This window comes from Saccharospirillum sp. ABV4_185 (assembly GCF_056159245.1).
Map to the genome: position 1 here is coordinate 564,603 of NZ_JBSWUW010000001.1, position 26,810 is coordinate 591,412.

Annotated in this window: 25 protein-coding genes and 1 other RNA gene; 9 read left to right on the top strand and 17 right to left on the bottom strand. The window is 53.9% G+C overall.

Going from position 1 to position 26,810, the window contains the following annotated elements; genetic code table 11:
* Positions 1 to 200: 200 nt before the first annotated feature.
* Both ACXAE6_RS02475 and ACXAE6_RS02480 read right to left on the bottom strand, forming a co-directional pair.
* The gene (locus tag ACXAE6_RS02475) at positions 201 to 1,139 is read right to left on the bottom strand and encodes an NADP-dependent oxidoreductase (RefSeq protein WP_475144005.1); all 939 of its coding nucleotides are present in this window, start codon (positions 1,137 to 1,139) and stop codon (positions 201 to 203) included.
* 19 nt (positions 1,140 to 1,158) lie between these two features.
* A complete protein-coding gene (locus ACXAE6_RS02480) occupies positions 1,159 to 1,527 on the bottom strand; it encodes a hypothetical protein (protein WP_475144009.1) in 369 nt (122 codons plus the stop codon).
* A gap of 87 nt (positions 1,528 to 1,614) precedes the next feature.
* Between ACXAE6_RS02480 and ACXAE6_RS02485 the strand changes: the two genes are divergently transcribed.
* Complete coding sequence (locus ACXAE6_RS02485) at positions 1,615 to 2,217, top strand: TetR/AcrR family transcriptional regulator (protein ID WP_475144012.1); 603 nt, start codon at positions 1,615 to 1,617, stop codon at positions 2,215 to 2,217.
* Between the two features lie 137 nt (positions 2,218 to 2,354).
* Here the strand turns inward: ACXAE6_RS02485 and ACXAE6_RS02490 are convergent, their stop codons facing one another.
* The 3 genes from ACXAE6_RS02490 to ACXAE6_RS02500 all read right to left on the bottom strand — a co-directional run bounded on the left by ACXAE6_RS02490 (position 2,355) and on the right by ACXAE6_RS02500 (position 5,381).
* On the bottom strand, positions 2,355 to 3,545 hold the full coding sequence (locus tag ACXAE6_RS02490) for an MFS transporter (protein ID WP_475144016.1): 1,191 nt from the start codon (positions 3,543 to 3,545) through the stop codon (positions 2,355 to 2,357).
* Positions 3,546 to 3,556: 11 nt separating this feature from the next.
* The gene (locus ACXAE6_RS02495) at positions 3,557 to 4,567 is read right to left on the bottom strand and encodes an ROK family transcriptional regulator (RefSeq protein ID WP_475144020.1); all 1,011 of its coding nucleotides are present in this window, start codon (positions 4,565 to 4,567) and stop codon (positions 3,557 to 3,559) included.
* 73 nt (positions 4,568 to 4,640) lie between these two features.
* Positions 4,641 to 5,381 carry an SDR family oxidoreductase gene (locus ACXAE6_RS02500; RefSeq protein WP_475144025.1) on the bottom strand — a complete coding sequence of 247 codons (741 nt, stop codon included), beginning with the start codon at positions 5,379 to 5,381 and terminating at the stop codon, positions 4,641 to 4,643.
* A 134-nt stretch (positions 5,382 to 5,515) separates the two neighbouring features.
* On the opposite strand from ACXAE6_RS02500, the gene ACXAE6_RS02505 reads away from it, so the two are divergent.
* Entirely contained in the window at positions 5,516 to 6,433 is a 918-nt protein-coding gene (locus tag ACXAE6_RS02505; protein ID WP_475144028.1) for an AraC family transcriptional regulator, read from the top strand.
* Between the two features lie 368 nt (positions 6,434 to 6,801).
* Here the strand turns inward: ACXAE6_RS02505 and ACXAE6_RS02510 are convergent, their stop codons facing one another.
* The 7 genes from ACXAE6_RS02510 to smpB form a co-directional block, all read right to left on the bottom strand.
* Positions 6,802 to 7,026 carry a hypothetical protein gene (locus tag ACXAE6_RS02510; RefSeq protein ID WP_475144031.1) on the bottom strand — a complete coding sequence of 75 codons (225 nt, stop codon included), beginning with the start codon at positions 7,024 to 7,026 and terminating at the stop codon, positions 6,802 to 6,804.
* 352 nt (positions 7,027 to 7,378) lie between these two features.
* A complete protein-coding gene (locus ACXAE6_RS02515) occupies positions 7,379 to 8,344 on the bottom strand; it encodes a PD-(D/E)XK motif protein (RefSeq protein WP_475144035.1) in 966 nt (321 codons plus the stop codon).
* 8 nt (positions 8,345 to 8,352) lie between these two features.
* Positions 8,353 to 10,554: a Z1 domain-containing protein gene (locus ACXAE6_RS02520; protein WP_475144038.1), complete on the bottom strand. Its 2,202-nt coding sequence runs from the start codon at positions 10,552 to 10,554 to the stop codon at positions 8,353 to 8,355.
* Positions 10,547 to 12,121 (bottom strand): ATP-binding protein, encoded by a 1,575-nt coding sequence (locus ACXAE6_RS02525; protein ID WP_475144041.1) that lies wholly within the window; start codon positions 12,119 to 12,121, stop codon positions 10,547 to 10,549. The genes ACXAE6_RS02520 and ACXAE6_RS02525 overlap by 8 nt, the downstream gene beginning before the upstream one ends.
* Positions 12,118 to 13,419: a DNA cytosine methyltransferase gene (locus ACXAE6_RS02530; protein WP_475144043.1), complete on the bottom strand. Its 1,302-nt coding sequence runs from the start codon at positions 13,417 to 13,419 to the stop codon at positions 12,118 to 12,120. The genes ACXAE6_RS02525 and ACXAE6_RS02530 overlap by 4 nt, the downstream gene beginning before the upstream one ends.
* 597 nt (positions 13,420 to 14,016) lie before the next feature.
* Positions 14,017 to 14,402, bottom strand: a transfer-messenger RNA (tmRNA) gene (ssrA, locus tag ACXAE6_RS02535).
* Between the two features lie 194 nt (positions 14,403 to 14,596).
* The gene (smpB, locus tag ACXAE6_RS02540; protein ID WP_475144045.1) at positions 14,597 to 15,082 is read right to left on the bottom strand and encodes an SsrA-binding protein SmpB; all 486 of its coding nucleotides are present in this window, start codon (positions 15,080 to 15,082) and stop codon (positions 14,597 to 14,599) included.
* A 135-nt stretch (positions 15,083 to 15,217) separates the two neighbouring features.
* Between smpB and ACXAE6_RS02545 the strand changes: the two genes are divergently transcribed.
* Both ACXAE6_RS02545 and ACXAE6_RS02550 read left to right on the top strand, forming a co-directional pair.
* Positions 15,218 to 15,559, top strand: a complete 342-nt coding sequence (locus tag ACXAE6_RS02545) for a CidA/LrgA family protein (protein ID WP_475144047.1) — start codon at positions 15,218 to 15,220, stop codon at positions 15,557 to 15,559.
* On the top strand, positions 15,556 to 16,251 hold the full coding sequence (locus tag ACXAE6_RS02550) for an LrgB family protein (protein ID WP_475144049.1): 696 nt from the start codon (positions 15,556 to 15,558) through the stop codon (positions 16,249 to 16,251). The genes ACXAE6_RS02545 and ACXAE6_RS02550 overlap by 4 nt, the downstream gene beginning before the upstream one ends.
* Positions 16,252 to 16,261: 10 nt before the next feature.
* On the opposite strand, the gene astE is transcribed toward ACXAE6_RS02550, so the two are convergent.
* The 5 genes from astE to ACXAE6_RS02575 form a co-directional block, all read right to left on the bottom strand.
* Positions 16,262 to 17,266, bottom strand: a complete 1,005-nt coding sequence (gene astE / locus ACXAE6_RS02555) for a succinylglutamate desuccinylase (protein ID WP_475144051.1) — start codon at positions 17,264 to 17,266, stop codon at positions 16,262 to 16,264.
* A 50-nt stretch (positions 17,267 to 17,316) separates the two neighbouring features.
* Positions 17,317 to 18,030, bottom strand: a complete 714-nt coding sequence (locus tag ACXAE6_RS02560; protein WP_475144054.1) for an ABC transporter permease — start codon at positions 18,028 to 18,030, stop codon at positions 17,317 to 17,319.
* Positions 18,031 to 18,033: 3 nt separating this feature from the next.
* Entirely contained in the window at positions 18,034 to 18,741 is a 708-nt protein-coding gene (locus ACXAE6_RS02565) for an ABC transporter permease (RefSeq protein WP_475144056.1), read from the bottom strand.
* A gap of 150 nt (positions 18,742 to 18,891) precedes the next feature.
* On the bottom strand, positions 18,892 to 19,650 hold the full coding sequence (locus ACXAE6_RS02570; RefSeq protein ID WP_475144058.1) for a transporter substrate-binding domain-containing protein: 759 nt from the start codon (positions 19,648 to 19,650) through the stop codon (positions 18,892 to 18,894).
* Between the two features lie 156 nt (positions 19,651 to 19,806).
* Entirely contained in the window at positions 19,807 to 20,580 is a 774-nt protein-coding gene (locus tag ACXAE6_RS02575; RefSeq protein WP_475144060.1) for an ABC transporter ATP-binding protein, read from the bottom strand.
* 576 nt (positions 20,581 to 21,156) lie between these two features.
* Between ACXAE6_RS02575 and ACXAE6_RS02580 the strand changes: the two genes are divergently transcribed.
* The 5 genes from ACXAE6_RS02580 to ACXAE6_RS02600 all read left to right on the top strand — a co-directional run bounded on the left by ACXAE6_RS02580 (position 21,157) and on the right by ACXAE6_RS02600 (position 26,782).
* Positions 21,157 to 22,788: an ABC transporter substrate-binding protein gene (locus tag ACXAE6_RS02580; protein WP_475144063.1), complete on the top strand. Its 1,632-nt coding sequence runs from the start codon at positions 21,157 to 21,159 to the stop codon at positions 22,786 to 22,788.
* A gap of 76 nt (positions 22,789 to 22,864) precedes the next feature.
* Positions 22,865 to 23,875, top strand: a complete 1,011-nt coding sequence (locus ACXAE6_RS02585) for an ABC transporter permease subunit (RefSeq protein ID WP_475144066.1) — start codon at positions 22,865 to 22,867, stop codon at positions 23,873 to 23,875.
* 10 nt (positions 23,876 to 23,885) lie between these two features.
* Positions 23,886 to 24,770 carry a dipeptide ABC transporter permease DppC gene (gene dppC / locus ACXAE6_RS02590; protein ID WP_392799198.1) on the top strand — a complete coding sequence of 295 codons (885 nt, stop codon included), beginning with the start codon at positions 23,886 to 23,888 and terminating at the stop codon, positions 24,768 to 24,770.
* A 9-nt stretch (positions 24,771 to 24,779) separates the two neighbouring features.
* A complete protein-coding gene (gene dppD, locus ACXAE6_RS02595; protein ID WP_475144072.1) occupies positions 24,780 to 25,775 on the top strand; it encodes a dipeptide ABC transporter ATP-binding protein in 996 nt (331 codons plus the stop codon).
* Positions 25,772 to 26,782: a peptide ABC transporter ATP-binding protein gene (locus ACXAE6_RS02600; protein WP_475144076.1), complete on the top strand. Its 1,011-nt coding sequence runs from the start codon at positions 25,772 to 25,774 to the stop codon at positions 26,780 to 26,782. The genes dppD and ACXAE6_RS02600 overlap by 4 nt, the downstream gene beginning before the upstream one ends.
* Positions 26,783 to 26,810: the final 28 nt, after the last annotated feature.

The following is a 26,810-nucleotide window of genomic DNA, read 5'->3' on the forward strand; positions in this document are numbered from 1 at the left end:
GGAAATTACCAACTAAACGGTCAGCATTTAAACTTTTTCCCGATCGATCATCGGTCGAAAACAACATAATTGAGGGATGAGCTGGATTTTTTGGAAAAATGGTCTATCGAGGACTGACTTCGATCGCGACGGTGAGATTTGCGAGCAAGCAAAGAGCCTGCAGAGCAGTGTCAGAAAAGCAGGCTCAAGCGAGCAAATGGCTATGCATTAGCAACGATCACCAGCTTTCCCTTAGGCAGGCCGGTTGTTTCAAGTTCGACGATCGCCGGGATCGCCTCAGCAAGCGGAACGACCTGACCAATCGCCGCGACGAGCTTGCCCTGCTCCATGGCCTTGGCGATACCGCCCATGCTGTGCGGGTTCGGTTGGCCGAACACCAGATGATGTCTCGATGGCAGCAAGCAGCCCATCAGCTTGGCGGGCGTGGGGACAATGTGCAGCGACTTGCCGCCAGCTTTGAGCATCGCACCACACTGGCGCAGCGACAAAGCGCCCGCCGCGTCGAAGACGACATCGAAACGATGGCGATAGTGCCCAGCATCGAAGGCGCGATAATCGACCACTTCGTCCACACCCAGAGCAACCGCCTCCTCACGCACGGACGCGCTGCAACTGCCGACGATCCTGGCGCCAACCAACTGTGCAAGCTGCACCGCCGAACGACCAACCCCGCCCAGACAGCCGCTGATAAAGACCGACTGACCGGCGCTGAGCTTTGCCTTCTCCATCAGTCCGCTCCAGGCCGTTATGCCCACAATGGTCAGAGCAGCGGCTTGCTCGAAGGTGACCGAAGGCGGCTTAAGCCAAAGGCTTTTCTCTTCTACAACCAGGTACTCGGCAAAGGCGCCCGCTTGGCGGATGGCGCTGACACCGAACACTTCGTCGCCGACTTTGAACCGATCCACATCAGCACCGAGCGCTTCAACCACACCGGCGAAATCATGTCCCAGGCCGCGAGGAAAGCGGGATCCGGACATAAACTTCATCTCACCGCGACGGATCTTCCAATCCATCGGATTGACCGAGGCCGCTTTGACCTTCACCAGAACCTGTCCTTGCCCCACTTCAGGGATTGGTTGTTCGCCTAACCGAAGAACATCCGGAGCACCGTAACGGTCATACTGAATAGCCTTCATCATCAATCGACTCCCTTGGCCGTCATTCGCCCAACCACACCCAAATGAAACCGACCGTCACCACCGCCTCTGCAACAACCGAGGCGAAAATACCGGCGCGAGCCCGCCCGGACAGGAATTCGAAAAGCCCAAGCCCTGAAAGCACCGCAGTCACTGCAGCGGCAATCAAACAGACCGCACTGCGGAAATCGGAAGGGGCCGCATGACGACCAAAGAAGAACAAGAGGGCGACGCCAAGATAAAGAGCGCCTATCCGGCGGCATAAAATAAGCGAGCCAGTGGTCGCTTCCTGGCCCCACTCCTTGAGCACAGAACCACCGGCGAACAGGAAGCGCATGCCAAGAATAATAGCGGCGCCGGTCATGATGAATGCCATAAGTTGAAAGGTCATGTTGATCTCCATTGAGCAAGCGACCGAGGTCACCCTGCTTCAACCAGGTTATGTCAGTTGCTGACATGGACTAAAATGCGATACAAAATGAGTCATGTCAATGACTGTCATCAAGGCTATAAAAGAATGAGTCGGTGGGAACCCAATGCCCGGGGCAGGCTTGAGCAGGCTGCGCTGGATCTGTACCAGGAGCGTGGTTATGACCAAACCACGGTAACGGAGATAGCAGCACGGACAGGGCTCACAGAGCGAACCTTCTTCCGGCACTTCGCTGATAAGCGAGAGGTGCTATTTGGCATGCAAGATGGCCTGCTTGAAACCTGCGTGCATGCCATCGAAGCGGCGCCGAATAGCGCCACCCCTATCGAAACAGTCATGTCCGCCATGGAAGCCCTGGCGCCCATGTTTCAAGAACGACATGACATCACCCGCCAACGCCAAGCGGTGATTGAAGCCAATCCACCACTCCAAGAACGGGAATTGCTAAAATTTGCGACCTTCACCCAAGCCATGGCGGATGCGTTGAAGGAACGAGGAATAACCGACGCGGAAGCAAACCTCGCCGCCAATACCGGCGCTCTGGTTTTTAGAATGGCTTACGCTCGTTGGTTGGCTGAGCCAGATGAACCCGATCTTTTGAAATTGACGCAGGATGCGTTTAATCAACTTAAACAAATTTTGGTCGATTAATTTCTGAGCCAGGGTGGTTAAAAGCTCGGGTTTAAATTGATGGGTGTCCTACTGGCTGTTACCGCCTTGCAGAAGCCTTTCTATGCTAATAGATGGCAAAACGGCCGCGAGCGCAGAACACTCACAGCCCACAAACCTTATCGAACAATAGTGGCGGTTTTCGGCGGCACCAGACGGCGCAGCGCTTCCGAGCCGAACAAGATAGAAAGACCGTAGACGACCAGGAAATACGGCAGGTAGCTAATGGACGTCATACCCGCCACCAGACCAAACAAAGGCGGCAAGGCGGTCGCGCCGATGTAGGCGAAGGCCATCTGGTAACCCATGATCGACTGGGAACTGGCCTGCCCAAAACGCGCCGGGGTTTCATGCAACATGCACGGGAAGATCGGCGCGCAGCCCAGGCCGATCAACACATAACCACAGAGCGAGAATGGCAGTGAGAGCGGCAGCCACATCAACAGCACGCCCACCGCTATTACCAGCGACCCGGCCCGAATCATCGCCAGGTTGGAAAGCCGATAACTGCCAAAACCGGTCGCAAAACGACCCAGGGTGATGCTGGCGTAAAAGATCGATACCCAATAGGCAGCATCCGCCGCGGCCAGACCCCGCGTCTGATAGAGGTAGGATGCACCCCACAAACCCATGGTCAGCTCCAGCCCGCAATAAAACAGAAACACCACCATGGCGAGCCCAACCCCTTTGATCCGCAGGGCCTTGCTTAACGACAGCGGCCGTTCGGACTCATTGGATGAGTGATCAACGTCCCGCCGAACCTTGACCCGACTCCACAGCGGTATGGACAGCAACAAGACGACCACCAACGCCACCTGGAACACCGCAATGCTGCTGTAACCGAGCCGCCAGCCCCGTTGCTCGGCGAACAGAATGGACAACAACAAAGGCCCACCGAGCGCACCCACGCCCCAAAAACTGTGCAACCAGCTCATATGGCGCGACGCGTAATGGTTGGCAACATAGGCATTCAACGCAGCATCCACAGCACCGGCGCCCAAGCCCAGCGGCACCGCCATCAGGATCAACCAGGCAAAGGCCGGAGCAGCAGCAAAACCAAATAAAGCGACGGCGGTTAAAGCAACGCTGAAGGCGGTCAACTTGCCGGTACCAAAACGGGCCAGCAGTTGGCCGGCAAACATTGAAGACACAATAGTGCCGCCAGAAATAATCAGTTGCAGCAAACCCGCGGCACTGAAAGGCACGCCCAGTTCTGGCTGCATAACCGGCCAGCCGGCACCGAGCAAAGCATCGGGCAAACCCAGGCTGATAAAGGCGACATAGATCAACAGCAATAACAGCGTAGCCATAAATAAATCTCTTAATTGAGGACCAGATTGAGGGTCAAAGTCGCCAGCCCGGTTTGGTAATCGGCGCTGAAATCCTTCGACAAACTCAGTTGCGGAGTGATGTTTTGCGGTAAGCGGGCGCGACATCTTTGTTCGATGTGCGCCAGGCCCTCGGCGGAAAAACCTTCGCGATACAGCACAATGGAATCGGGATTCAGGATGGCGGTTAAGCACAGCACCACCTTGGTGGCCGCCTCGACAAAGGCGTCGTCCGCAGCGTCGGCCAGTGCCTCCCAGGAAAGATCCAGCGGCAACAGATTCAGCTCGCCCGCAAAATGATTGCGCCCTTTAACCAGTTCACCCTCAATGCGAAGACCGGCACCAGGGCCATATTTGCGCGGGAAATACAGATAAACCTCGCTCCGCGGCGTATCCGCCAACTGCCCTCGCCCCAGCACTGCCGCGTTAACATCATTCTCGAACAAAACAGGCAGACCAAACCGCTGCTCGAAACGCGCCACCAAAGGCACGCCGATAAAGGCCGCGTAATCCAGAGTGACAATAGCGCCCTCATACTCAACGCCCGGCAGACCAAAACCGATCGCCGCCACAGCCGGATACTCGGCCAAATGCTCAGCGATGATCTGCTCCAGCGCCTCCGGCGTTGGTGACGCCAAAGGGTGCTCGGCAGAGGCAATGCTTTGCCCATACAGATCGACAATGCGCACACAGAGCGCATCCAAGCCATCGACTTCGCGGCTAAAGGCAATCAACACCAACTGATGCCGCTCGTTAAAACGATAACGGCGCGACGGCCGACCGCCACTCGAAGCCAGCGGCTCATCTTCGAAGACCTGGCCCTGCTCCAGCTGTGCTTTCAAAACGCTGCCAACGGTAACCGTGCTCAAACCAGTCTGGCTGGCCAGTTCGCGCACCGTGGCACGGCGCTGCTGGCGCAGCGCATGGCGCACCAAACGAGCGTTGGACAGTTTGACGTCCTGCGTGCTGGCAGGCTGGGGGGTGTTGGTATCAGGCTTATACATAAATACTTTATAAAAGTATTTAATTAACTACGCAAGCCCCTGTTTGATGAGCTTTCGGCCGAACGCGAGCGGATTAACTCTGCGCCGTCGGCCGGATGGTGATATCGCCGATCTCTACCGCAGCCGGTTGAGCAATCGCAAAAGCGATGGCATTGGCCACCGACTCCGGCGGCAAACCAATCTCACCCATGCGTTGTTCAATGGCCTGGCGCACACCCGGATCGGACATCGAGCTGGCGAAGTTGGTCTGCACGAACCCAGGCGAAATATTAGTCACCCGCAAATTCGGACCGGATTCCGTCCGCAACCCCTCACCCAGGGTGCGCACCGCATTCTTGGTAGCCGCATAGACCGACATCTGCGGCGACACTCCGTGCAACCCCGCCACCGATACAACATTGATCAGGTGACCACTGCCCTGCTGCCGAAACACCGGCAGCGCCGCTGCAACCGCATTGAGCGCACCTTTCAGATTGATATCGACCATGGCATCCCAGTCGTCCAGGCGCAGATCATGCAACGGCGAAATCGGCCCAATACCGGCGTTATTGATCAGCACGTCCATCCGGCCGAACCGTTGGCAGGCCTTATCCACCAGCGTCTGAACCGACGCTCGGTCACGGACATCGGTCTCGAGAGCGAGCACCTCACCACCACCAACCTCAATCTCATCAGCCACCGCCTTCAATCGCTCTATGCCACGCGCACCCAGCACCAGCTTTGCGCCCTGAGCAGCTAACGTCAGAGCGGTCGCCCGACCAATGCCACTGCTCGCCCCAGTAATAACAACCACCTTATCGGCTAGGTCTTTCATGATTCCTCTCCTGGCATTACACGTCGAATGTTGGTGTGGGCGCGGCCCGCCCACCCTGGAAATCGACTGTAATTGCCAGAGTGCCGTTCTCTCAATATCATAACGTCCGTATTTCTGTCGCCATCGTACGGTTTATGCCCGACACCCTGAGCTCGGTCTTTCATCTACTTAACCTGCACACCGCCCGTTGCACCCGACTGGAAGCTGGCGGTGACTGGTCGCTGCGCTTCCCTGATCGGCACGTCCTGAAGTTCGCCGCCGTTATTCAGGGAAGCTGCTGGATGATCCACCCCGATCACCCGCCGGTACAGTTGCACACAGGCGACGCCTTCCTGCTGTGCCGAACACCGGCCTATGTACTGGCCAGCGATCCGGCACTACCGGCCCAGGACGGCTCAGTCGTGATCGACTGGTCGGCATCAGACACCGGCCACTATGGCGGCGCCGATACCGTCTTACTCGGCGGCGCCTTCGAAATGAATGCCCTGCACGAAAACCTGTTGCATGAAGCCCTGCCGCGACTGATGTTACTGCGCCGCGACACCGCTTCGGCCAACGCCATTCTGCGCACCCTCGCACTCATGGAAACCGAATTCCACAACACCACCATGGGCTCGGAACTGATCCGACATCACCTGGCCGACATGCTGCTGGTACAGATGCTGCGCACCTACGCCACCGGCAAACACACCGATCCAGCAAACAACAAACCCAGCGCCCTGATCGGCGCGCTAACTGACCCACGCCTCGGCAAAGCCCTAAACCGCATCCACGCCGAACCCAACCACCACTGGACACTCAACGACCTCGCCGCCATCGCCGGCATGTCACGCACCGCCTTCGCCGAAGCCTTCCGCCGCGCCATCGGCCGCGCGCCCATCGACTACGTCACCCACTGGCGCATGCAACTGGCGGACGACTTACTGCATCAAGGCATCAGCGTCACAGCCGTTGCGGATCGGTTGGGGTATTCAACGCAGAGCGCGTTTGGGGCGGCTTATAAAAGGGTTAGGGGAAAGTCGCCGGGAGGGGTGGCGAAAGAGCGGGGGTGATAGAAATTTGCGCAAAAAAGGGCTCGTCAGAGATAACGAACCCCATAGATACTGCTAGCCATTTGAAGCAGAAGCGTGAGCTTTCTCAAACTGCGACGCTGATGCTCCGAAGCTCCTTCTAAAACCTTTGCATATACTCGCTTCTTCTTGCCGGAAGAAGCATGCCGGATAAAGTCAGAAAAGGGAGTAGAGGCTACTTTGCTTGGACTGCGGAACATCGGGTTCGAACCCCTGCTGATAAAGCTGCCTTGATTTTCTGGGTCCATGGAAACCCATACTGCTCGTAAGACACTATACAACAGAGGCAACGGTGGTGTTGATCTCTTAAAAAATAGGAATAATATTTGATAAAAGTCACTTTAGTAACTTCAAAATTTTTCCAGTATGTTTTTAAGTTGAGATATCGCCTCTGACGAAAAGCGCATAGACTGGCTTTTCTTACCTTTTAATTTTCGACCTATAGAACCATAGGTATCAATCTGCAAGAATTTTTCACCGTTGTCCCCAACAACCACTGAAAAAGTAGCATCGACCTCTGTATGTTTCGCGTTTTTATAAACTTCCATCTCTTCTAGTTTTCGTATAACCGCCATAGACCCTCCCCTTAATATAAATGATGCACCCAAGTTGAGTGGTATCTAAATGATGCTTATGAATTAAACTAACGTCACCTAAAGATGAACTACGTTTAAGTATCCTCAATGATGTATACATTTTGACATGGCCAAAAAGTAGATTTGGACATTTCATGCTAGCTTCCTATAGATGGACAATCACCGGAACGCCACCCCTGCTGAGTAAGATCCGACCTTCGAAATCGATGGCGTTGTTTTTTAAACCTCTATATTGCAAAGAGCGACTTTAAAAAAACAACATCTAAAACATAGATATCTAATTAAACTAGAGTCAGCTTACATATCAACTTGTCTATGCTTCTGCCACTGGCTACTCATCAACAAAAGAAAATGCCAGGAGCATATCAATTTCTTCAGGCGGCAATGAGGTTAGCTCGGTAAGATCAACATCAAAGCGAACATTCTCGATGGGGGATTCAGAAGATACTTCCGGGACTGGTATGGCCAAAGCATCAAAAAAAATCAAGGAAGTTCTACCTGGAAGCACGCCTAATTTGAGAGTACTGCGATAGAGGTCGCGCCCTCCCTTTAACACGCATTGCGCTAGAAAACGTGCTCGCAGATCATCGTTACGAATTTTACCGTATAAATCATCCATGAGGTCGCTTGCTGTATAGCCGGAATTAAGTTCGACTACTGCCAATGAAGCAATATAGACACGGAATGAACTAGCAGGCCGTAACTGTTCGAGGGAGAAGCGGTGCTTTCGCCGGGATAAGACCGTTGTCTTGGCCTCAAGGGCAAAGCCCTCTGTCACATAGTCATATTTAGCGTTTTGGTTGAGGCACCAACATTGGACAGCGGTTTCCAAATTGCTTGCACGTGTGAGGATATAGAGTTCCCCCCACAACCCTACAATGTCCCGAGAAGAATCCCCAAGCTGCTTGAAAAGATCGGCTAACTCCTGGATTCGGATGGCAATTTCTTTATTAGTATGGATTGTTGTAGACGTGCAAAATGCCTCTTCCAGCAAGCGGAGCATAATGCGAGTGATATCTGGGTTATTCTCGTTTAAGCGCACTATCGTATATACGCCAGAAGCCTCTTGACCATCGGTAGCCTCGATCACGCATTCACGCGAGAAAAGGACTGAGACAGACCGCAGTTCAATATCACTTCGTATTTCCGAACGATGTGCAGCAAATAACAGTGATGGATAGGAATCGCCATCTACCGAAAGCCATATCGATTTTTCTGGTGTTAACGCCTGCCCATATAACTGATCGAAATCACTAGGCATATCGCCTACTAAATTTGTATATGCCTCAAAAAGCATAGAAAAAACTACCTTTCTATCCAGACACGTTCCATCAGATGGTCAGGAACATAAACGGCTAGGACCGGAACGTCCTTGATCGTCCGCTTCTTGTCCGCAGTCTGGATATCGTAGCGATGTAGTTGGAACGTGATTTTCTCAGCGGATATAAGAGCTCTAGCACCTGGGTAGTTGGTACTAGCATTCTTACCCTGAAACAGGTTCTTAATCTTCGAGGAAGGAGGATCACTTAGTGTACGTACTGCGCTAACCCCTGACCAAGGCCCTGATAGTGCATAGAAACTACATCGAATATCCGGCTCCTTAATCGTCAAACGTTCAAGTCCTAGCATTAGAGCAGAATGCTGCAAATTATCATCTGGCAATTTGTAACGAAGTTGTCCAATCTTTGCGAGCACATCGACCAGCCTGATATCATCACTAAACGCTGGAACGATCTGTTTTTTATTCCAGCCCGCTTCGCTATAGGATATAAAATCAAAGTCAGTCAGAATTGCTTCTACCACCTCCCGATTATCAGAAACAACTTCCGAGTCCTCAAAAGGGTGGTCAGGTACAATCCAGCCACTACGCCCTTTTGATTGGTACATTTCGAGCAAGATAACAGAGCTACGTGTGGGTTTAAGAGTCTGATCTAAGAAGTATGTTCGTCGCCAATCCTTCAGAGTCTTGCCGTCCTCAAGATGACTACGGATCGATCCGCGAATGGATTCCTCATGTTTCACATATTCAGTGAACGCGTCGATATTGCTCGGTGTCAGGTAAATCCTGCAAAGACCGAGATAGCTTTTTTTGTATCCAAAAAACCGCGCGCGTTGCTGAATGTTGTCTGCATTGCCAACCCCGGTTGAACGAGGCATGTAGCTCACAGTCAACCCCTCAACCGTAAACCCTCTATCAAGACCAATCCCACCGACCAGAATCCAACTGTACTCGCCCTTCCAATCTATCGTAGGGATACGGTTTTTCTCGCGGGTGTTGAGTTCAACCACCGCAGTTTCTTCTATCGCATCGAATAGCTCTGGCAGCACTTCATCGAAGGTAAGGCTGGTATCATAGGTCTTGAATAGGTCCAGTGCCGATGCTTCAAATGCAGAAACTAAACCCTGGTAGTCGTCATGAAACTTATCTTGAAGAATGACAGACCAGTTTTCTTTAGTCTGCTTAACCCACCGTGCAAACATCAGGTGCTCATCCTTCGATACGGCAGGGTGAATCATCATGGAGCGATTACGTCCCTGCTGATCATCCCCCTCTAGCAACCCAATAGCTACTCCGATGAAATATTCCCTCAAGGCAGACAATAGGCTTCTCGGTGGGTCAGGCGGAGGATCATTTTTATCGGGCACATCGCTAAGTGGAATCGGCTCAATATACCGGGCGGCACCATCGACAAAGAATTCTTGCCCACCAACATACTTACTACCGGGCGTGAGTACTCGTCCGAAATCAGGTGACAGCATATCAATTCGACTGATCAGCAGTGGCGCCTGAGGTGTGGCGGTATATAGTAAGTAACTGTGATGCGGAAACAACCGGCGAAGTTCGACTATCCGTGAGTAGGTCGTGCTCTCCTCATCCTGCTTGGCGCGAGTATTAATTCCTGCCTGATCGCCTTCATCGTCGATAATTAGCGTTGATACATCGGAAAGGTCAGAATCGGATAGCAACTTCGCTAGGTTGTCGAGATGCTGGTGCTGCTTCATGGAAACGATAAGGATGGTTCGAGCACGTGTACTGCCCCGTCGCCACCTTGCGAGTTCCATATTCACACGATCTAGTTCGCTTTGCTGAAAGCCTTTCTGCTGCGTCGAGAAAAGCTTCCATTCACGCGTACCTTCTATGTCTAGATCGTCTTTGAGCCGGGAATGGGACTGGTCGACCAAGTTATTTGTGGTCCCTGCCAACAGAATCACCATGCGATACTTATTATCGCGTGCTAGCGCTGCCAGCCCCGTAAACGATAGGGTCTTACCACTCTGGACATAACCGATGACAAGGCCGGTATTAATATCACCGGTTTTCCCTGGCTCGATACATTCACTCAAAATTGAGGTTGTTTCTTCGACGAGCCGCTCTTTTTCTTCATTAGAGAGAGCACTATTAGAATTCAGCATATCGGTGAAAGCACTGCCTTGCACAGGCATCCACCGCCCTTCAACTATCGGTGCGCCTGGAGCAACCCTGATCATGCTATTCGTCTCAGCCACGCATTAACCTCTTTGACATCTGGTTTTTGAGGATTTCGTTGGTATAACGACGGACCGCGGTCGGATTTCTATCAGCAAGTTCTGCAGCTACCACTTCGGCAAGCGCCATAGCCGCAGCAATATTAAGAACAGCCGTAAAGCTATCAGAGTCCATCGTCGGGAACTGCGCCATAAAAGGGTGCAACATTGCAACTCGCACAGTAACCTGACGCGGCTCTGGATCGGTAATCGAAGGACGGTCACTAATGGTCAGCCAATCTGCTGTGTCATCGGCATAAGACAATTCTATAGAAACTAGCCATGTTTCTTTTCGAAAACGCAATTTTAACTCGGCCAGTTCTTTATCTGCGTTATCCAGTTCAGGTAGATCCTTGTCCTGTGGCGCTACACTGTCCAACTGCAATGAGGTATCAGATGTACTATCAGGAGTCCGATCCTCCCCTAGCGTCGAATCTTGGAGATTGGAAACAGTGGTATTAAGCGCGGAAGTAGCATCCTTCCTAGTTGCCTTAGCACCTGCCTTAGTGCGATGCTCACGAGCTTGTTGTAAAAGCGGAAAATCTGCTTCAGACAAGGCCTTACGTAACTTACGTAGAAACTCATCCTCGCTTTCCTCCCACTTGATGCCGTCCTTAGTGTGAGAAACAAAGAAACCTCTTAGATGAATTTCTCCGAATATTCGTTGATAAGGATAGGTGTTTGAGCTTCCGAAGATATCTTCTGGGCGATATGCCTCATCCGCACTACCCATAATAAGGCGCTTACGTCGAAACAGAGCAAGCCCAGCTAAACGCGTACTCGCTGTTTCACGAATCGCAACAAATCCAGATGCTGACTTGCCATCACCAAGGTCGAAGTCTACCGCGAGTTTCCATTCGAGAGGAGGGCCTTCTGGGTCTCGGTAGCTAGGTGCATTTAGTATCGCTGGTTCTTCATAGGTCATTTCCTGGCCATCGACAAAAATAGCAAGAGAGCCCTCTCGAATATAAACCCTGTAGATACTGGACAAGTGCTCCTTGATTTTCTGGACAGTTTTACCGCGCGGAAAACGGTGGATGTCTTCAAGACGAATCTCAGTGTAATGTTTGTCCTCTGAAACGGGCATGGATAGCACGTTAAGTTCTTCGGTGCTGTCATGGACGATCTCGTCAATATTAAATATTACTGTGCGTTCGACATTCTCACCGAGTGCGCTAGACCGTACGCTCCAGTTTGGAGCAAACCAGCATGCCGCGCTCTTCATTCCCATACCGAATTCCGATAGGCCTGAAGCATTAGGTGGAACCTCTGCGGGACGAAACGCACGCTGATAATCACCTGAAGCAATGCCAGCGGCATTGTCTTTTATGGTGATCGTTTTGGCGTGCATGTCGAAATTAATTTCGACATGCAGCTTATAAACGCTCCCGTCTAACGCATTTAACGCCTTCAGATTATCAATACTGCTCTGAATAGAATTATCAACAAATTCCGCGAGCGCAAACCAAGGCTTATAATTCAGGTGAGGAAGAACAGAAAGAACATTTACTCCGGGTCTGATATTTACAGAATTAACTTGCCGCATCATGCTGCCGCGACCGCTATAGTTTCATGTTCTTCGATGTGAGGACGATTAGTAAGTGCATCAAAAATATGAAGAACCACGTCTACATTTACTGCATTGCCAAAGGCTTTGTAGGCTCCGTTCTTGGAATCAGGCAAGTGTTCGAGTCGACCCATGCTCTGCAGCCTACTGCATTCACGTGGAGTCATGTAACGCTGCTGCCAGGCAATAATCGGCACCTGGCTCGTGGTCATAGCTATTAAAGAGGGCGCTGTATCGGCTTTTTTAACACGGATTCCGCTAGCTCTAAATTGTAGTAAATGCTGCCAAATATCTCTCTCACTACCTTTGCAGTTCCACTCTAATTTTTGAAAGCTCGCAGGGAAATTTTTAATCTTAGATAACCAAGGATCAATCATTGATTTATGTCGCGCATAGAAATCGCGATTTTTCTGAATAAAATCGATTTTCCAGTCTGGAAACGTATCAAGCTCAGTTTGGGCATACCCTGGCAGCATCTCTTTAACCACTCCCGCGCGCAACCCTTTTAGAGGCTGGCCAAATGCGCCTTTATAAGCTCCTAGTCTCTTGTATCCAAGTTTATGCGGGGTAGGCCCGTCCAGCGGATAGTCGGCTCCAAACTCCATTGCCCATATCGGAAATGATGGTAGTTCCTCATCTGCAGGGAATGCCTGAACGAATTCCTGCCAAGCCTTCAAATAGGATATGTGGTTCTTATTAAGGGTATGTGCATCAGCAGGGTCATCATCAAGGATCGAACGGATAGATATTTCTGGCAATGATTCTGGCAACTGCCAATCAAACCCATCAAGACCTTTCCTATCTCCAACAATGAACGCACGCTCGCGTTTTTGAGGAACACCAAACATATGCGGCGACAGCCGGGCAAAATCGATGGTGTAGTACTCGCTTAGTTGAGTGCATATCATCTGCCATGTCTCACCACCTTTATGCTTAATCAGGTTGGGGACGTTCTCAATAATAAAATAACGTGGTTGCTTTATTTTTAGAATTTCCACAACGTAATCAAACAAATTCCCCCATTGCGGACACTCAAGTCCTTTTTGATCACCAGCCTTTGAAAACGGCTGACAAGGGAAACCAGCACACAAAATATCGTGATCAGGGATAGAGGACAGATCAACAGCACGGATATCACCATGAGGCTTTATACCAAAGTTCTTTTCATACAAAGCCGACAGGTTGGTATTGAGCTCTGAAGCGAATACGCACTCGGCTCCACGCTGCATTAATGCCTGATGAAAACCGCCCAACCCAGCGAAAAGATCGATGAATTTCATAACTTAGACTGTCCTGAGATTATTTATAAGACTCACTATATAACGGCCTTCTTAAATAGGTGCTGGCTGGCCGCCTGATGCATTAGTATTGTGGGCCCTCAGCAACAAATGGTCTAGCAGACGCGATTATCGTGAACTATCGATTCACGCTCCCACTACTGCATGCTTTGAAACCAGCATACTAACTCCCTAAGCACGCTTACCCAGTCGGAACAAGTACACGTCAGAAAGGTTCAGGTATTGGAGTCCGCCAGTACAGGCTTAGAATGACTCTTTTCTGTGATGGAATTCAAGGCTAATGGGTGCATTTGTGTCCGCTTTTGAGTTGGAGGTTAGGCATGACGAGACTGCGGGGCTTTCTGTGGCTCAGGCCGTACAGTCCCGACTGGTTTATAGCTCCGGGGATGCTAGGAGGTTATGGGCCGGCGGCGGGCAGGATTCGGCCCATTCTGGGCCTCACCCCTTCGGGGCGCCCTTTGGGCGTCCAAATCGGCAGCTCGCCGATTTGTCGAACCCGACGCGGTGAAGCGAACGATTCCCGCGTTTCATGAACACAAAAAAAGGGCCCACCTTTTGGGGTGGGCCCTTTTTTTGTGTTGGTGGAGGCGGCGGGGATCGAACCCGCGTCCGCAAGTCCTCCATTCTCGGTCCTACATGCTTAGTCACTTCTTTAATTTACCCTTGCCGTTACCGAAGGACAGGTGCGACTCGGGGAGCCTGGGATGTTTGTTTAACAGCTCCGGCCCAGACAACCTTCACTGCGATCCTGAATTTTTGACAGTCAGTTGAGCCGTTCAGGCACAGCCCAGTGACTGCCGGACCGGTTAAGGGGTCCAGTTTTGAAGGATTAGGCTGCTAGAGCGTAACCTTCGTAGTTGTCATCGTTTGCAACTATGAGTTTGCAGCTTTGGTTTTACGAGATTCGCTACCATCTCGGCATGCACCTTGAACTTTGTAACCCGCGTCGAAGCCATGTCGCCCCCGAAAACGGTTCACCGAAAGTTCCGGTGGTGTCGGCTTAATGCTGCCGACGGTCGCGGATTTCAAGGGCTTGGTGACCCTGGAAAACGCGAGGTGGCGCAGTCTAGCACGCCACCCTCTGTTAAAACATCTTTCAAAACACCTATCTTTCAACACAACTATCAATACACAGCCAAAGCAGGCCGCGTTCGCGCAATCAGGTGTTATAGGCTTTCATCACCCGTTCTTTCTGGCGGTTCCAGTCGCGCTCTTTCATGGTGGCGCGCTTGTCGTGCAGTTTCTTGCCTTTCACCAGGGCGATATCGGCTTTCACTTTGTTGCGTTTCCAGAACAGTGACAGGCACACCACGGTGTATCCCTGCTGTTCGGACTGGCCTTTCAGCTTGTCGATTTCGCGGCGGTGCATCAGCAGTTTGCGGGTGCGCGTTGGATCCGCGATCACGTGGGTGGAGGCGGTGTTCAGCGGCGTGAAGTGTGCACCAATCAGCCAGGCTTCGTCGTCTTTGAAGATGACGTAGCTGTCGACCAATTGCGCTTTGCCTTCGCGCAGGCTTTTGACTTCCCAGCCCATCAACTGCAGGCCCGCATCGACTTTTTCAGCGATCTCGTAGTCGTGGCGTGCCTTCTTGTTCTGGGCAATGGTACTGCTGCCGGGTTGCGGCTTTTTCTTGGCTTTACTCATAACCGTCCATTATACAGGCCCTGATGCCGCCAGGGCTATACGGCGCAACACTGTCTTCGCGCATTTGCCAGGCCCAAACGCAGCGATTCAGCCACAACTTGAGGCACAATAGGCGACGACTGCGGGAGGTGCGCTATGTTGTTCGGGTTTCTCATACTGATGGTTTACTGGCTGGCCGGTGAGCTGATTACCGCAGCCATTGGCTGGCCGGTGCCGGGCAATGTGGTTGGGCTGCTGCTGCTGTGGATCAGTCTGACGATCTACCGTCGAGTGCCCGAAGGCCTGGCCGATGCCAGCCGTTCGCTGATCCGTTACCTCACCTTGCTGTTTGTGCCCGCCGGGGTCGGCCTGATTCAACATTGGGACCGGCTGATGAGCAATGGCCTGTGGATGCTTCTGATCATCACCATCAGCACGGTGGCGGCCGCCTTGGTGATGATCGGGCTGTTCAAACTGCTGAAGGCACCCGGCGCATGATTGCTTCTATTCAAACCTTGTTGGCCATCAGTATGACCGTGGGCGTCTATCTGGCGGCTGAGCAGCTGTATATCAAGGCCGGTCGCAATGCTCTGCTGCATCCGGTCATTATCAGTATTTTCAGTTTGATGGGTGCCATCACTCTGCTCGGCTGGGATTACCCCCAGTACCAGCAGGACACCCGCTTTATTCATTTTCTGCTCGGCCCGGCCACGGTTGCACTGGCAGTGCCGTTGCACGAGAACATGGCGCTGATTCGCAAGATGGCAGTGCCGTTATTGCTGGCCTGTTTCAGCGGCGCTTTGGTGGCGTCGGCCAGTGCGGTGATCTTGGCGTGGTGGATAACCGGCGATGAGATACTGGCACTGAGCATGAGCGCTAAGTCGATCACCACACCCATCGCCATCGGCATGGCCGACAGCCTGGGCGGCAGCGGTTCGCTGGCGGCGGGTCTGGTGTTGCTGGCGGGCGCCGTTGGCACCCTGATTCTGCCGGGGCTGATGCGGCTGTGCCGCCTGCACGACCATGCCTTATATGGCTTTGTGCTGGGGGTGACCGCGCACGGTTTCGGTACCGCTCAGGCGTTCGAAAAATCGATTACCTGCGGTGCCTTTGCTGGCCTGGCGATGAGTCTGACCGGGGTCATTACCGCCTTTCTGGTACCGCCGCTGGTGCCGTTCTGGCTACTGTGATTCTGCGTTATTAAGACAGCGCCCGCAGCATTAACCCAGCACGCTGGCCGACCGGTACTTTGGGGTTCGGAAAGACGATGCATTCGGGCTGTTCACCGACGCGATATTCGTGTTCGCCATCGCGCCAGATCAAAGTGCCCGGTTCATATTCGGTGAAGTTCAGCGCATCGTCGGGCACAAAAAATTCCCACTGATCGCTGGTCACTTCAATGCTGTGACACACCTCGAACTGAGTGACCGGTCGCTTGGGTTCTGCTGGCAGTGGTTCGCCGGCAATCAGTTCGCGCAGCGCGTAGTCGATGCCGCTATAACGTTTTAAATCGTTCTCACCAAAGGGCTTCACCTGGCCCAGTTCCAGCGTGAAACTTTCGGCGCTGTATTTCAGTGATGAGAACGACGAAAAGGTATTGCCCTCTTCGTTCTGCAACAACACGGTTTCAATATCCGAACGCGACAAAAATGCCTGCTGATTCGCTGGCAGGGTTCGGCCCGGCACAAATGGATAAACCGCAAAACGTTCGCGCTGGCTGCCACGAATGGCGGTGTGCAAATCGTAGTGATAACGCTGCTTTACCGTGACCGGTTCGCTGGCGTAAAAATTAGCAACAAAGGCTTCGAGTTTCGCCGCCCGTTTTACTTCTTTTAAGCCGGTATCGTACTGCTGCCAGTCACCGGCAAAAAGCCGGTTCATATTCACATCGGTAAAACGTTTGGCCGCCTGCATCGCCCAGGGGTTGCCGAGAATAAAGAGCACCCGCTGGCCGACTTTCTGTTCTTCGTCCAGCACGTCACGGACGATGTCGCGGACTATTTCAATCGGCGCGGTTTCATTGCCATGTACACCGCAGGAAATCACCAGGGAGGTATCGCAGGCGGTATTGGGTTCAACGCGCAGTACGCCGCTGTCGAGCAGTGCGACTTCGGTGCCGGCGCTGAGAATTTCGAAATTGGCATTGACCTCGGCATCGGCGGTCGCCAGGCAATGGTCCAGAAAATTTTCGTAGGAACCGAACACAATTGACCTCTATTAAAAAAGGCCGCGATGCGGCCTGTACGTCGTTACCCTTAACGCGGCCGTAAATGACCGAGCATGCGTTTTTCCAACTGCTTGAAGAAATAGAAGATGGTAAACGTCAGGCACAGATAAATCAGCGCAACAAAGATATACGCCTGGAAGGGGGCGTAAAAGCGTGCATAAATATCGCGGGCGGCACCGGTCAGATCGATGATGGTTACCGTCGAGGCGATGGCGCTGGAATGCAGCATAAACACCACCTCATTACTGTAAGCCGGAATGGCACGGCGGAACGCACTGGGCAAAACGATGCGGCGCATGCGCTTGGCCGAACTCATGCCGTAGGCCTTGGCTGCTTCAATTTCACCACGCGGTGTGGCTTCGATGGCACCGCGAAAAATTTCGGTGGTATAGGCGGCGGTGTTGAGCGTGAAGGCGATCAGGCAGGGATAAAAAGCGCGTTCGAAAATCACCCAGAATACCGACTCCTGTATGCCATCGATCAGGGTCACGCCGTAGTAAATCATATAGAGCTGAATCAACAGTGGTGTACCGCGAAACACATAGGTAAAACACCACACCGGCCAGTTGATCCACCATTTTTTCGAGGTGCGCATAATGGCCAGCGGCACCGCCAGACACAAACCAATGACCAGCGAAAGAAACACCAGTTGGACAGTATTAACCAAACCATCCCAATAATGTTCCAGGGTGGTGGGAGTGAATATTTTGAAGTACTCAAGCAAAGCATCCAGAAATTCCATCGATCAGCCCTCCACCACGCCGACGCTGTAGCGGCGTTTTAGTTGAAGGAAGACCCATTCCGATACAGAGGTCAAGGCGAGGTAGACCAGAGCAACCGGAATAAAAAAGATGAAGGGTTCGCGGACTGTTTTGGCTGCTGCGGTGGCCAGGTTCACCATATCCGCCAGGCCGATCACGCTGACCAGGGCGGTGGTTTTTAATAGCACTTGCCAGTTATTGCCCAGGCCCGGCAAAGCGTGGCGCATCATCTGCGGAAACATGATTCGACTGAACACCTGCCAACCGGTCATGCCATAGGCTTTGCCGGCTTCAATCTGACCGTTTTCCACGGCCATAAAAGCACCCCGGAAGGTCTCACTCATATAGGCACCGAAAATAAAGCCAATGGTGGCAACGCCGGCCACGAAGGGATTTACCTGGAAGAAAACATCTAATTTGCCGCCGCTGATTTCATACACCCAATCAGACAGGGCGTTAATGCCGATCTGGCCGCCGAAATAAATCAGCATCATCAACACCAGATCGGGGACACCGCGAATAACGGTGGTATAGAGCGTCGACAACCAACGCAGGGGTCGCTTTGCCGAGAGCTTTCCGCTCGCGCCCAGCAAGCCCAAAATAACGGCGATCAATAAGGATAGAAACGCCAACTCAATGGTCAGAATGGCGCCTTTGAAGATGGACGGGCCATAACCGTGTAGGTCCAGCATAGTGTGTGCTCTGTGGTCTCAGTGTCGGGCTTAATTTTTGTTATTCAGGCCCGATAAAAAACGAGTCGGCTTGCGTTTGGTATTCATCCACGCCAAACGTAAACCGGCTAAGGGTCTGGCATCCGGCCAGACCCTCTTCCAAGCTAGCGCTTAGATTTTGATGTTGGAGTCGAAGTATTTCTCCATGATGGCGTCATAGGTGCCATCGTTTTTGAACTTCTCCAGCGCTTCGCTGACGGCTTCTTCCAGCGCAGTATCACGCTTGCGGAATGCAGCACCAACACCTTCGCCGAGGATGCTGGCCGGCTCGGAGAAGTCTTCGCTGACCTGGCTGATGCCATCGGTACCTTCGATCAAACCGTGACCGGCCAGGACGTCGATGAACATGGCGTCCAGACGGCCACCTTCGAGATCGACCAAAACATCATCAGCAGTGGTATAGCGAACGATTTCAGCGTCGCCGTGCAATTCAGTCAGGAAGGTGTCCTGAATGGTGGCACGCTGTACACCGATGCGGGTGCCGGCGGTGTTTTCAGCATCGAAATCACTGCCATCAACTGCAAAGAAAGCGGACGGAGTGGTGTAGTACGGATCGGAGAACAGAACGCGCTCGGCACGCTCAGGGTTGATCGACATGGACGAGAAGATCATGTCGTATTTACGCGCCAGCAGGCCCGGAATAATACCGTCCCAGGCTTGAATAACCCATTCGCAATCCTGACCGGTGATTTCGTTGCATACGGCGTTGCCCAGTTCGATTTCGAAACCAGTCAGCTCACCGTTGGGATCGCGGTATTCGAACGGCGGATAAGGCGCGTCCACACCCACACGAATCACATCGTAGTCTTCTGCTAATACCGTTGTGCTCAGGGCCAGCATAGCGGCCACTGTCATCAGTGCTTTTTTCATTCTCGTTGACTCCAGTTGTTATCATTCGGTCAGTGATGGCTGACCTTCGTCGTTAAAACAAAACGCCTTGTGGGCGCTTGCGCTCTCTCGGTTTACAGCTGTTACACCCATCCGCACAGGACAAGCTTAGCCTTTCGATTGCTGAGTTGAAGTGGCTCAGTAACTCGGTGATATAAACTGCTTGAAGCGTTCGGATTTGGGGTTCTTGAAGACTTCCTGCGGATCGCCTTCTTCTTCAATCCGGCCCTGATGCAAAAACATCACCTTATTCGAAACATCCCGGGCGAAGGCCATTTCATGGGTCACCACCACCATGGTGCGACCCTCCTCGGCCAGACCACGCATCACCTTGAGCACTTCACCGACCAACTCAGGGTCGAGTGCCGAGGTGGGTTCATCAAACAGCATCACTTCGGGGTTCATCGCCAGCGCCCGGGCGATGGCGGCACGTTGCTGCTGACCGCCAGACATATGGGCTGGATAATAATCGCGACGGTCATAAAGACCGACCCGATTCAGATGTTCTTCGGCGCGCGCCGTGGCTTCAGCGCGGCTGACGCCGAGCACGTGAATCGGCGCTTCAACAATATTCTGCATGACGGTCATATGCGACCAGAGATTAAAACTCTGAAACACCATCGACAGCTGTGAGCGGATGCGTTCAACCTGGCGGATATCCGCCGGTTCACGCAGACCGTGACGATTGGTTTTAAAACGGACGCTGTCACCATGAACCCGCAACTCGCCGGAAGTGGGGATTTCCAGCATGTTCATACAACGTAGAAACGTACTTTTACCGGAACCGGACGAGCCGATAACAGAGATAACGTCGCCCTTGTCCGCTTCCAATGAAATGCCTTTGAGGACTTCGACATCACCAAATTGCTTATGGATGTCGGTGGCCAACAGCGGGGCGATTGCCTGACCCATCTGATTCTCCTGGTCGGTCTCTCATTTGGACTGGCAAGGATCTGCTCGCCAGAAGGTCCTTCGAGAGAGGATGGTTTATTGTTCATTTCTGGCGCAAGGATAGTGCGCAAAGCCCCAGGTCGATGCAAAACACTCTGGGGCCGCCGCTTTTCATCATAGCGACGCCATCAGTTGGCCGCCCCGTTCGCCGGTTGCCCAGGGCGGGCCAAGCAACTCTTAAGCCAGATTCGAATTTCTAGCATAATTAACAGCACCGCTCCATTACTAAGCCACAGACAAGGCGCAGCTTTTACTGACAGAATCCTGTCAGACTCCAAAAGCGCTTCATTATTGCCCTGAACGGGCCTAATAACGGCGACCACTGGCCGCAGCAGTGCGTTTGCCCTATTGTGAGGCTTGTTTTATTCTCACGCACCAATTTGAACCAGTTATAAGCTTATAACACGCTCAAACGGCCCACTCATATGGTGGCCCTGTTTTTGCTGTTGGCTTTGGTTCATGGGCGCCGTCCTCACCGGGGTCCGACTTGCTCAAAGCCCATCGTGGGCTGTTCATCCATCTAGGAGAGTCATAATAATGAAAAAAGGCATACCCATTCTTGTGGTAGTCATCGCTATTCTGGCCGCCGCTGTTTGGTGGTTCAGCAGCTCTGACGACCAACAGGTCGCCGAAGCCACCACCTTTGTTTACTGCTCTGAAGCCAGCCCTGAAGGCTTTAACCCGGCGTTCTACACCTCCGGTACCACCTTCGATGCTGCTGGTCGCACCATGTTCAACCGTCTGGTTGAGTTCGAGCGCGGTGGCACTGCTGTCGTTCCGGGCCTGGCTGAAAGCTGGGAAATTTCCGACGACGGCCTGACTTACACCTTCCATCTGCGTGAAGGCGTTAAGTTCCACACCAACCACGGTTTCGAGCCAAGCCGCGACTTCAACGCTGAAGACGTGCTGTGGAGCTTCAACCGTCAAATGGACGAAAGCCACCCGTACCACGGCGTATCCAACCAGGATTACTCCTACTTCGGTTACATGGGCATGGCGGACGCCATCGAATCGCTGACCGCTCCGGACGACATGACCGTTGTCTTCCAGCTGAGCGCACCGAACGCGCCTTTCCTGGCGAACATGGCGATGGACTTCGCCTCCATCGGTTCGGCTGAATACGCCGATGCCATGATGGAAGCCGGTACTCCAGAACAGGTTGACCAATTGCCGATCGGCACCGGTCCGTTCATGCTGACCGATTACCAGCAAGACGCCGTTATCCGTTACACCGCCAACCCGACTTACTGGGAAGGTGCTGCTGACATCGATCGTCTGGTGTTCTCCATCACTCCGGACGCCAGCGTGCGTTATGCCAAGCTGAAGTCAGGCGAGTGTCACCACATGGTATTCCCGAACCCGGCCGACATCGCTGAAATGCAGGATGACCCGAACATCAACGTCATGTCCGCTCCGGGCCTGAACGTGGGTTACCTGGCGTTCAACACCGAAAAACCGCCGTTCGACAACAAGCTGGTGCGTCAGGCGCTGAACATGGCCACCAACAAAGAGTCCATCCTGGAAGCGGTTTATCAGGGCGCTGGCGAAACCGCCAAGAACCCGATCCCGCCGACCATGTGGTCTTATAACGACGACGTTGTCGACTACGAGTACGATCCGGAGCGCGCCCGTGAGTTGCTGGCTGAAGCCGGTTACCCGAACGGCTTCTCCACCGATATCTGGGCGATGCCGGTACAGCGTCCTTACAACCCCAACGCTCGCCGTATGGCGGAGCTGATCCAGGCTGACTGGGCCGCTGTTGGCGTTGACGCTGAGATCGTTTCTTACGAATGGGGTGAATACCTCGACCGTACTTCCAATGGCGACCACCAAACCGCCATGCTGGGCTGGACTGGCGACAATGGTGATCCGGATAACTTCCTGAACACCCTGCTCGGCTGCCAGGCTGCGGCGACCGGTGGCAACATCGCTTTCTGGTGCAACGAAGAGTTCAACACTCTGGTGAACGACGCTCTGCGTGTTGCTGATCCTGAACAACGCACTGCGCTGTACGAACAAGCTCAGTTGGTGTTCAAAGAAGAAGCGCCGTGGATCACCGTTGCTCACTCTGTTGTATACGAACCGATGAGCCCCGCTGTTCAGGGCTACAAGATGAGCCCGTTTGGCGTACACCGTTTCTATGGTGTGAGCCTGGCCGAGTCTGAATAAGACCGGTCAACAATAATGACAGACCTTCACAGGGCGGCAGTTCTACTGCCGCCCTTTCTCGTTTCAGGTTAGCCACATGCTGCAATTCTTTTTCCGACGCCTGGGGATGGTGATCCCAACCTTTATCGGGGTGTCTTTGTTCGCCTTCGCCCTGATCCACCTGATCCCCGGCGATGTCGTCACCATCATGGGTGGCGAGCGCGGTGTTTCTCCCGAGAAACGCGCCGAACTGGAAGCCATGCTCGGTCTTAACAAGCCGCTCTGGCAACAGTACTTCATCTACATTGGTAACATTCTCCAGGGCGATCTGGGCACGTCCTATGTCACCGGCAAACCGGTGCTGAGTGAATTTATGGCCCGCTTTCCAGCCACATTGGAACTGACTTTCTGCGCTGGCGTCTTCGCTGTCGTCGTCGGCCTGACGCTGGGCATTCTGGCGGCCATCCGTCGCGGCGGCTGGCTCGACCATACGGTGATGACCATTTCTCTGGCCGGCTATTCGATGCCCATCTTCTGGTGGGGTCTGCTGCTGATTCTATTGTTCTCGGTCACCCTCGGCTGGACGCCGGTTTCCGGTCGTATGGACGTGATGTTCTGGGTCGAGGACGTCACCGGCTTTATGTTGATCGACACGCTGTTATCTCCGGCCAAGGGCGCCTTTACCTCGGCGCTGCAACACCTGCTGCTGCCAGCCATTGTGCTGGGTACCATTCCCATGGCGGTCATTGCGCGGATGACGCGTTCGTCCATGCTCGAAGTGCTCGGTGAAGACTACATCCGCACCGCCCGCGCCAAAGGCCTGAGCAAAGGCCGCATCGTCGCCAAACACGCCTTGCGCAATGCGCTGATTCCGGTGATCACGGTGATGGGTTTGCAGGTGGGCATGTTGCTTTCGGGAGCGATTCTGACCGAAACCATTTTCGCCTGGCCGGGCATCGGTAAATGGCTGATCGAAGCCATCAACCGACGCGATTACCCCATCGTTCAGGGCGGCCTGTTGTTGATCGCAACGCTGATCATCCTGATCAACCTGCTGGTTGATCTGATGTACGGCGTGGTCAACCCGCGCGTCCGCCACAGCAAATAAGGAGCCGGTCATGACCCAAACACTTGCTACCAAACCGGTTTCGCCGCTGGCCGAATTCTGGTCTTATTTTTCCAGCAACAGAGGCGCTCTGGCGGGCCTGGGATTTATCCTGGTCATTGTGCTGCTGGCGATCTTTGCCGACTTTGTGGCACCGCATCACCCGCACGAACAGTTCCGCGACTTTATTCTCACGCCCCCGTCCTGGACTGACGGCGGCACCAGCCAGTTTCTGCTCGGCACCGATGGCGTTGGCCGCGATATTCTGTCGCGCCTGATTCACGGCGCCCGGCTGTCGCTGCTGATCGGTCTGGTGATTGTCACCCTGTCGCTGGCCATGGGCATCTGCCTGGGTCTGGCTGCGGGTTTCTTCGGTGGCGCCATCGATAGCGCAGTGATGCGCGTGGCCGATGTGCTGCTGTCCATGCCGCCGCTGCTGTTGGCCATTGCGGTGGTTGCCATCCTTGGGCCCAGCATCGTCAACTCCGGTCTGGCGCTGTCGCTGGTGTATCTGCCGCACTATGTCCGCTTAACGCGGGCGTCGGTGCTCAGTGAAATCAATAAGGATTATGTGGTGTCATCCCGCGTCGCCGGGGCATCGTCGTTGCGACTGATGTTTATCACCATTCTGCCCAACTGCCTGGCGCCCTTGATCGTTCAGGCCACGCTGGGCTTTTCCAACGCCATTCTCGATATGGCGGCACTCGGCTTTCTTGGCCTCGGCGCTCAGCCGCCGCTGCCGGAATGGGGCTCCATGCTGGCCACCGCGCGCGAATTTATCCAGAGCGCCTGGTGGGTGGTCACCTTCCCTGGCCTGGTGATTCTGCTGACGGTACTGGCATTCAATTTGATGGGCGACGGCTTACGCGATGCCCTCGACCCCAAACTCAAACAATAGGAGACCGCAGTGACAGATCACGCTAACAACCTGCTGTCGGTCGATCAGCTCAGCGTTACCTTCGGCACCGGTAAGAAGCCTTTCACGGCGGTCGATCGCATCAGTTATCAGGTCGATGCGGGCGAAGTCGTCGGCATTGTCGGTGAATCCGGCTCGGGCAAGAGTGTGTCTTCATTGGCACTGATGGGCCTGATCGATTTCCCTGGCAAAGTCAGCGCTGAAGGCCTCAGCTTTAAAGGCACCAACCTGCTGACCCTCAGTGAAAAGCAGCGCCGCAAAATCACCGGCGCCGATATTTCGATGATCTTTCAGGACCCGATGACCTCGCTGAACCCGGCGTTCACCGTGGGCAATCAGATTATGGAAGCCATTGAAGTGCACCAGGGTGGCACGCCGGCCGAGCGCCGCGAAAAAGCCATCGACCTGCTGCGCCAAGTCGGCATACCGGCACCGGAAAGCCGCATCAACAACTTCCCGCATCAGCTCTCAGGCGGCATGAGCCAGCGCGTGATGATCGCCATGGCCATCGCCTGCGACCCCAAACTGCTGATCGCCGATGAACCGACCACCGCTTTGGATGTCACCATTCAAGCGCAGATCATCGAACTGTTGCTGAAACTGCAGCGCGAAAAACAGATGGGTCTGATCCTCATCACCCACGACCTGGCGTTGGTGGCCGAAGCCGCCGATCGCGTTGTGGTGATGTACGCCGGCCAGATTGTCGAAACCGGACCTGCCAGCGAAATATTCAAGGCGCCGCGCCATCCATACACCCAGGCGCTGATGCGCTCGCTGCCCGAATCGGCCAGTGGCGCCGACCGCCTGCAAGCGCTGCCCGGTGTGGTACCCGGCGCCAACGACCGCCCCAGCGGCTGTCTGCTGAACCCGCGCTGCCCGTACGCCACCGAGCGTTGCCGCAACGAAGAACCTGGTTATATCGGCCCCGAAGGTCGCCAGGCCAAGTGCTTCTACCCATTGGATGATAACGGGAGGCCCGCCGCATGACGGACACCCAAAACACCCGCCCCATCATGCAGGGGCTGGGTTTGAAACAGCATTACAGCGTCAGCCAGGGCATGATGAAGCCCAAGGGCACCGTCAAGGCGCTCGATGGCGTTAACTTCTCGGTTGAAGCGGGCAAGACACTGGCCGTGGTCGGTGAATCCGGCTGCGGTAAATCGACGCTGGCGCGCCTGCTGACGATGATCGAGGAGCCGACCGAAGGCGCGCTGGAATTCGACGGCCAGGATCTGCTCAAGCTCGATAAAGCCCAACGCAAGGAACTGCGTCAGCGCATCCAGATCATCTTCCAGAACCCCTATGGCTCGCTGAACCCGCGCAAGAAGGTCGGCACCATTCTGGAAGAACCGCTGGTGATCAACACCCGCCTGAGCAAAGCCGAACGCAAGGAAAAGGCCATCGCCTTGTTGCAGAAAGTCGGCCTGCGCCCGGAACATTACGACCGCTATCCGCATATGTTTTCCGGCGGTCAGCGGCAGCGCATCGCCATTGCGCGCGGCTTGATGATGAACCCGAAAGTGGTGGTCGCCGACGAACCGGTATCGGCATTGGATGTGTCGGTGCAGGCGCAGGTGCTGAACCTGATGATGGATCTGCAGGATGAACTGGGCCTGGCCTATGTGTTTATCTCCCACGATCTTTCGGTGGTTGAACACATTGCCGATGAAGTGATGGTGATGTATCTGGGCAAGGTGGTGGAATACGGTTCCACCGAGCAGATTTTCGGTAATCCGCAGCACCCTTATACCCGAGCCTTGCTGTCGTCGACGCCGCGCATCGAACCGGAAAAACGCATCGACAAGATTCGTCTGACCGGCGAATTGCCGTCGCCGCTGAACCCGCCATCGGGCTGTGCTTTCCACGGCCGCTGCCAGTTCGCCAACGAACGCTGCAGCGCAGAAACGCCGGTGCTGAAGGAGCAGAGTGACGCCTCGACGGTGGCCTGTTTTGGCGTGGATGAAGGGCGTTTACCTTATTTGGTGAATGCTTAACGGGAGACGCTTGACGGGAGAAGCTGAT

Coding starts and splice junctions, on each gene's coding strand:
- ACXAE6_RS02475 (WP_475144005.1), bottom strand. CDS start 1,139: ATGATGAAGGCTATTCAGTATGACCGTTACGGTGCTCCGGATGTTCTT.
- smpB (WP_475144045.1), bottom strand. CDS start 15,082: ATGAGTAAAGCCAAGAAAAAGCCGCAACCCGGCAGCAGTACCATTGCC.
- ACXAE6_RS02505 (WP_475144028.1), top strand. CDS start 5,516: ATGCCCGACACCCTGAGCTCGGTCTTTCATCTACTTAACCTGCACACC.
- ACXAE6_RS02510 (WP_475144031.1), bottom strand. CDS start 7,026: ATGGCGGTTATACGAAAACTAGAAGAGATGGAAGTTTATAAAAACGCG.
- ACXAE6_RS02600 (WP_475144076.1), top strand. CDS start 25,772: ATGACGGACACCCAAAACACCCGCCCCATCATGCAGGGGCTGGGTTTG.
- ACXAE6_RS02530 (WP_475144043.1), bottom strand. CDS start 13,419: ATGAAATTCATCGATCTTTTCGCTGGGTTGGGCGGTTTTCATCAGGCA.
- ACXAE6_RS02575 (WP_475144060.1), bottom strand. CDS start 20,580: ATGGGTCAGGCAATCGCCCCGCTGTTGGCCACCGACATCCATAAGCAA.
- ACXAE6_RS02495 (WP_475144020.1), bottom strand. CDS start 4,567: ATGTATAAGCCTGATACCAACACCCCCCAGCCTGCCAGCACGCAGGAC.
- ACXAE6_RS02480 (WP_475144009.1), bottom strand. CDS start 1,527: ATGACCTTTCAACTTATGGCATTCATCATGACCGGCGCCGCTATTATT.
- ACXAE6_RS02525 (WP_475144041.1), bottom strand. CDS start 12,121: ATGATGCGGCAAGTTAATTCTGTAAATATCAGACCCGGAGTAAATGTT.
- ACXAE6_RS02560 (WP_475144054.1), bottom strand. CDS start 18,030: ATGGAATTTCTGGATGCTTTGCTTGAGTACTTCAAAATATTCACTCCC.
- dppC (WP_392799198.1), top strand. CDS start 23,886: ATGACCCAAACACTTGCTACCAAACCGGTTTCGCCGCTGGCCGAATTC.
- ACXAE6_RS02570 (WP_475144058.1), bottom strand. CDS start 19,650: ATGAAAAAAGCACTGATGACAGTGGCCGCTATGCTGGCCCTGAGCACA.
- ACXAE6_RS02585 (WP_475144066.1), top strand. CDS start 22,865: ATGCTGCAATTCTTTTTCCGACGCCTGGGGATGGTGATCCCAACCTTT.
- ACXAE6_RS02565 (WP_475144056.1), bottom strand. CDS start 18,741: ATGCTGGACCTACACGGTTATGGCCCGTCCATCTTCAAAGGCGCCATT.
- ACXAE6_RS02490 (WP_475144016.1), bottom strand. CDS start 3,545: ATGGCTACGCTGTTATTGCTGTTGATCTATGTCGCCTTTATCAGCCTG.
- ACXAE6_RS02550 (WP_475144049.1), top strand. CDS start 15,556: ATGATTGCTTCTATTCAAACCTTGTTGGCCATCAGTATGACCGTGGGC.
- ACXAE6_RS02485 (WP_475144012.1), top strand. CDS start 1,615: ATGAGTCATGTCAATGACTGTCATCAAGGCTATAAAAGAATGAGTCGG.
- ACXAE6_RS02515 (WP_475144035.1), bottom strand. CDS start 8,344: ATGCTTTTTGAGGCATATACAAATTTAGTAGGCGATATGCCTAGTGAT.
- ACXAE6_RS02500 (WP_475144025.1), bottom strand. CDS start 5,381: ATGAAAGACCTAGCCGATAAGGTGGTTGTTATTACTGGGGCGAGCAGT.
- ACXAE6_RS02545 (WP_475144047.1), top strand. CDS start 15,218: ATGTTGTTCGGGTTTCTCATACTGATGGTTTACTGGCTGGCCGGTGAG.
- ACXAE6_RS02580 (WP_475144063.1), top strand. CDS start 21,157: ATGAAAAAAGGCATACCCATTCTTGTGGTAGTCATCGCTATTCTGGCC.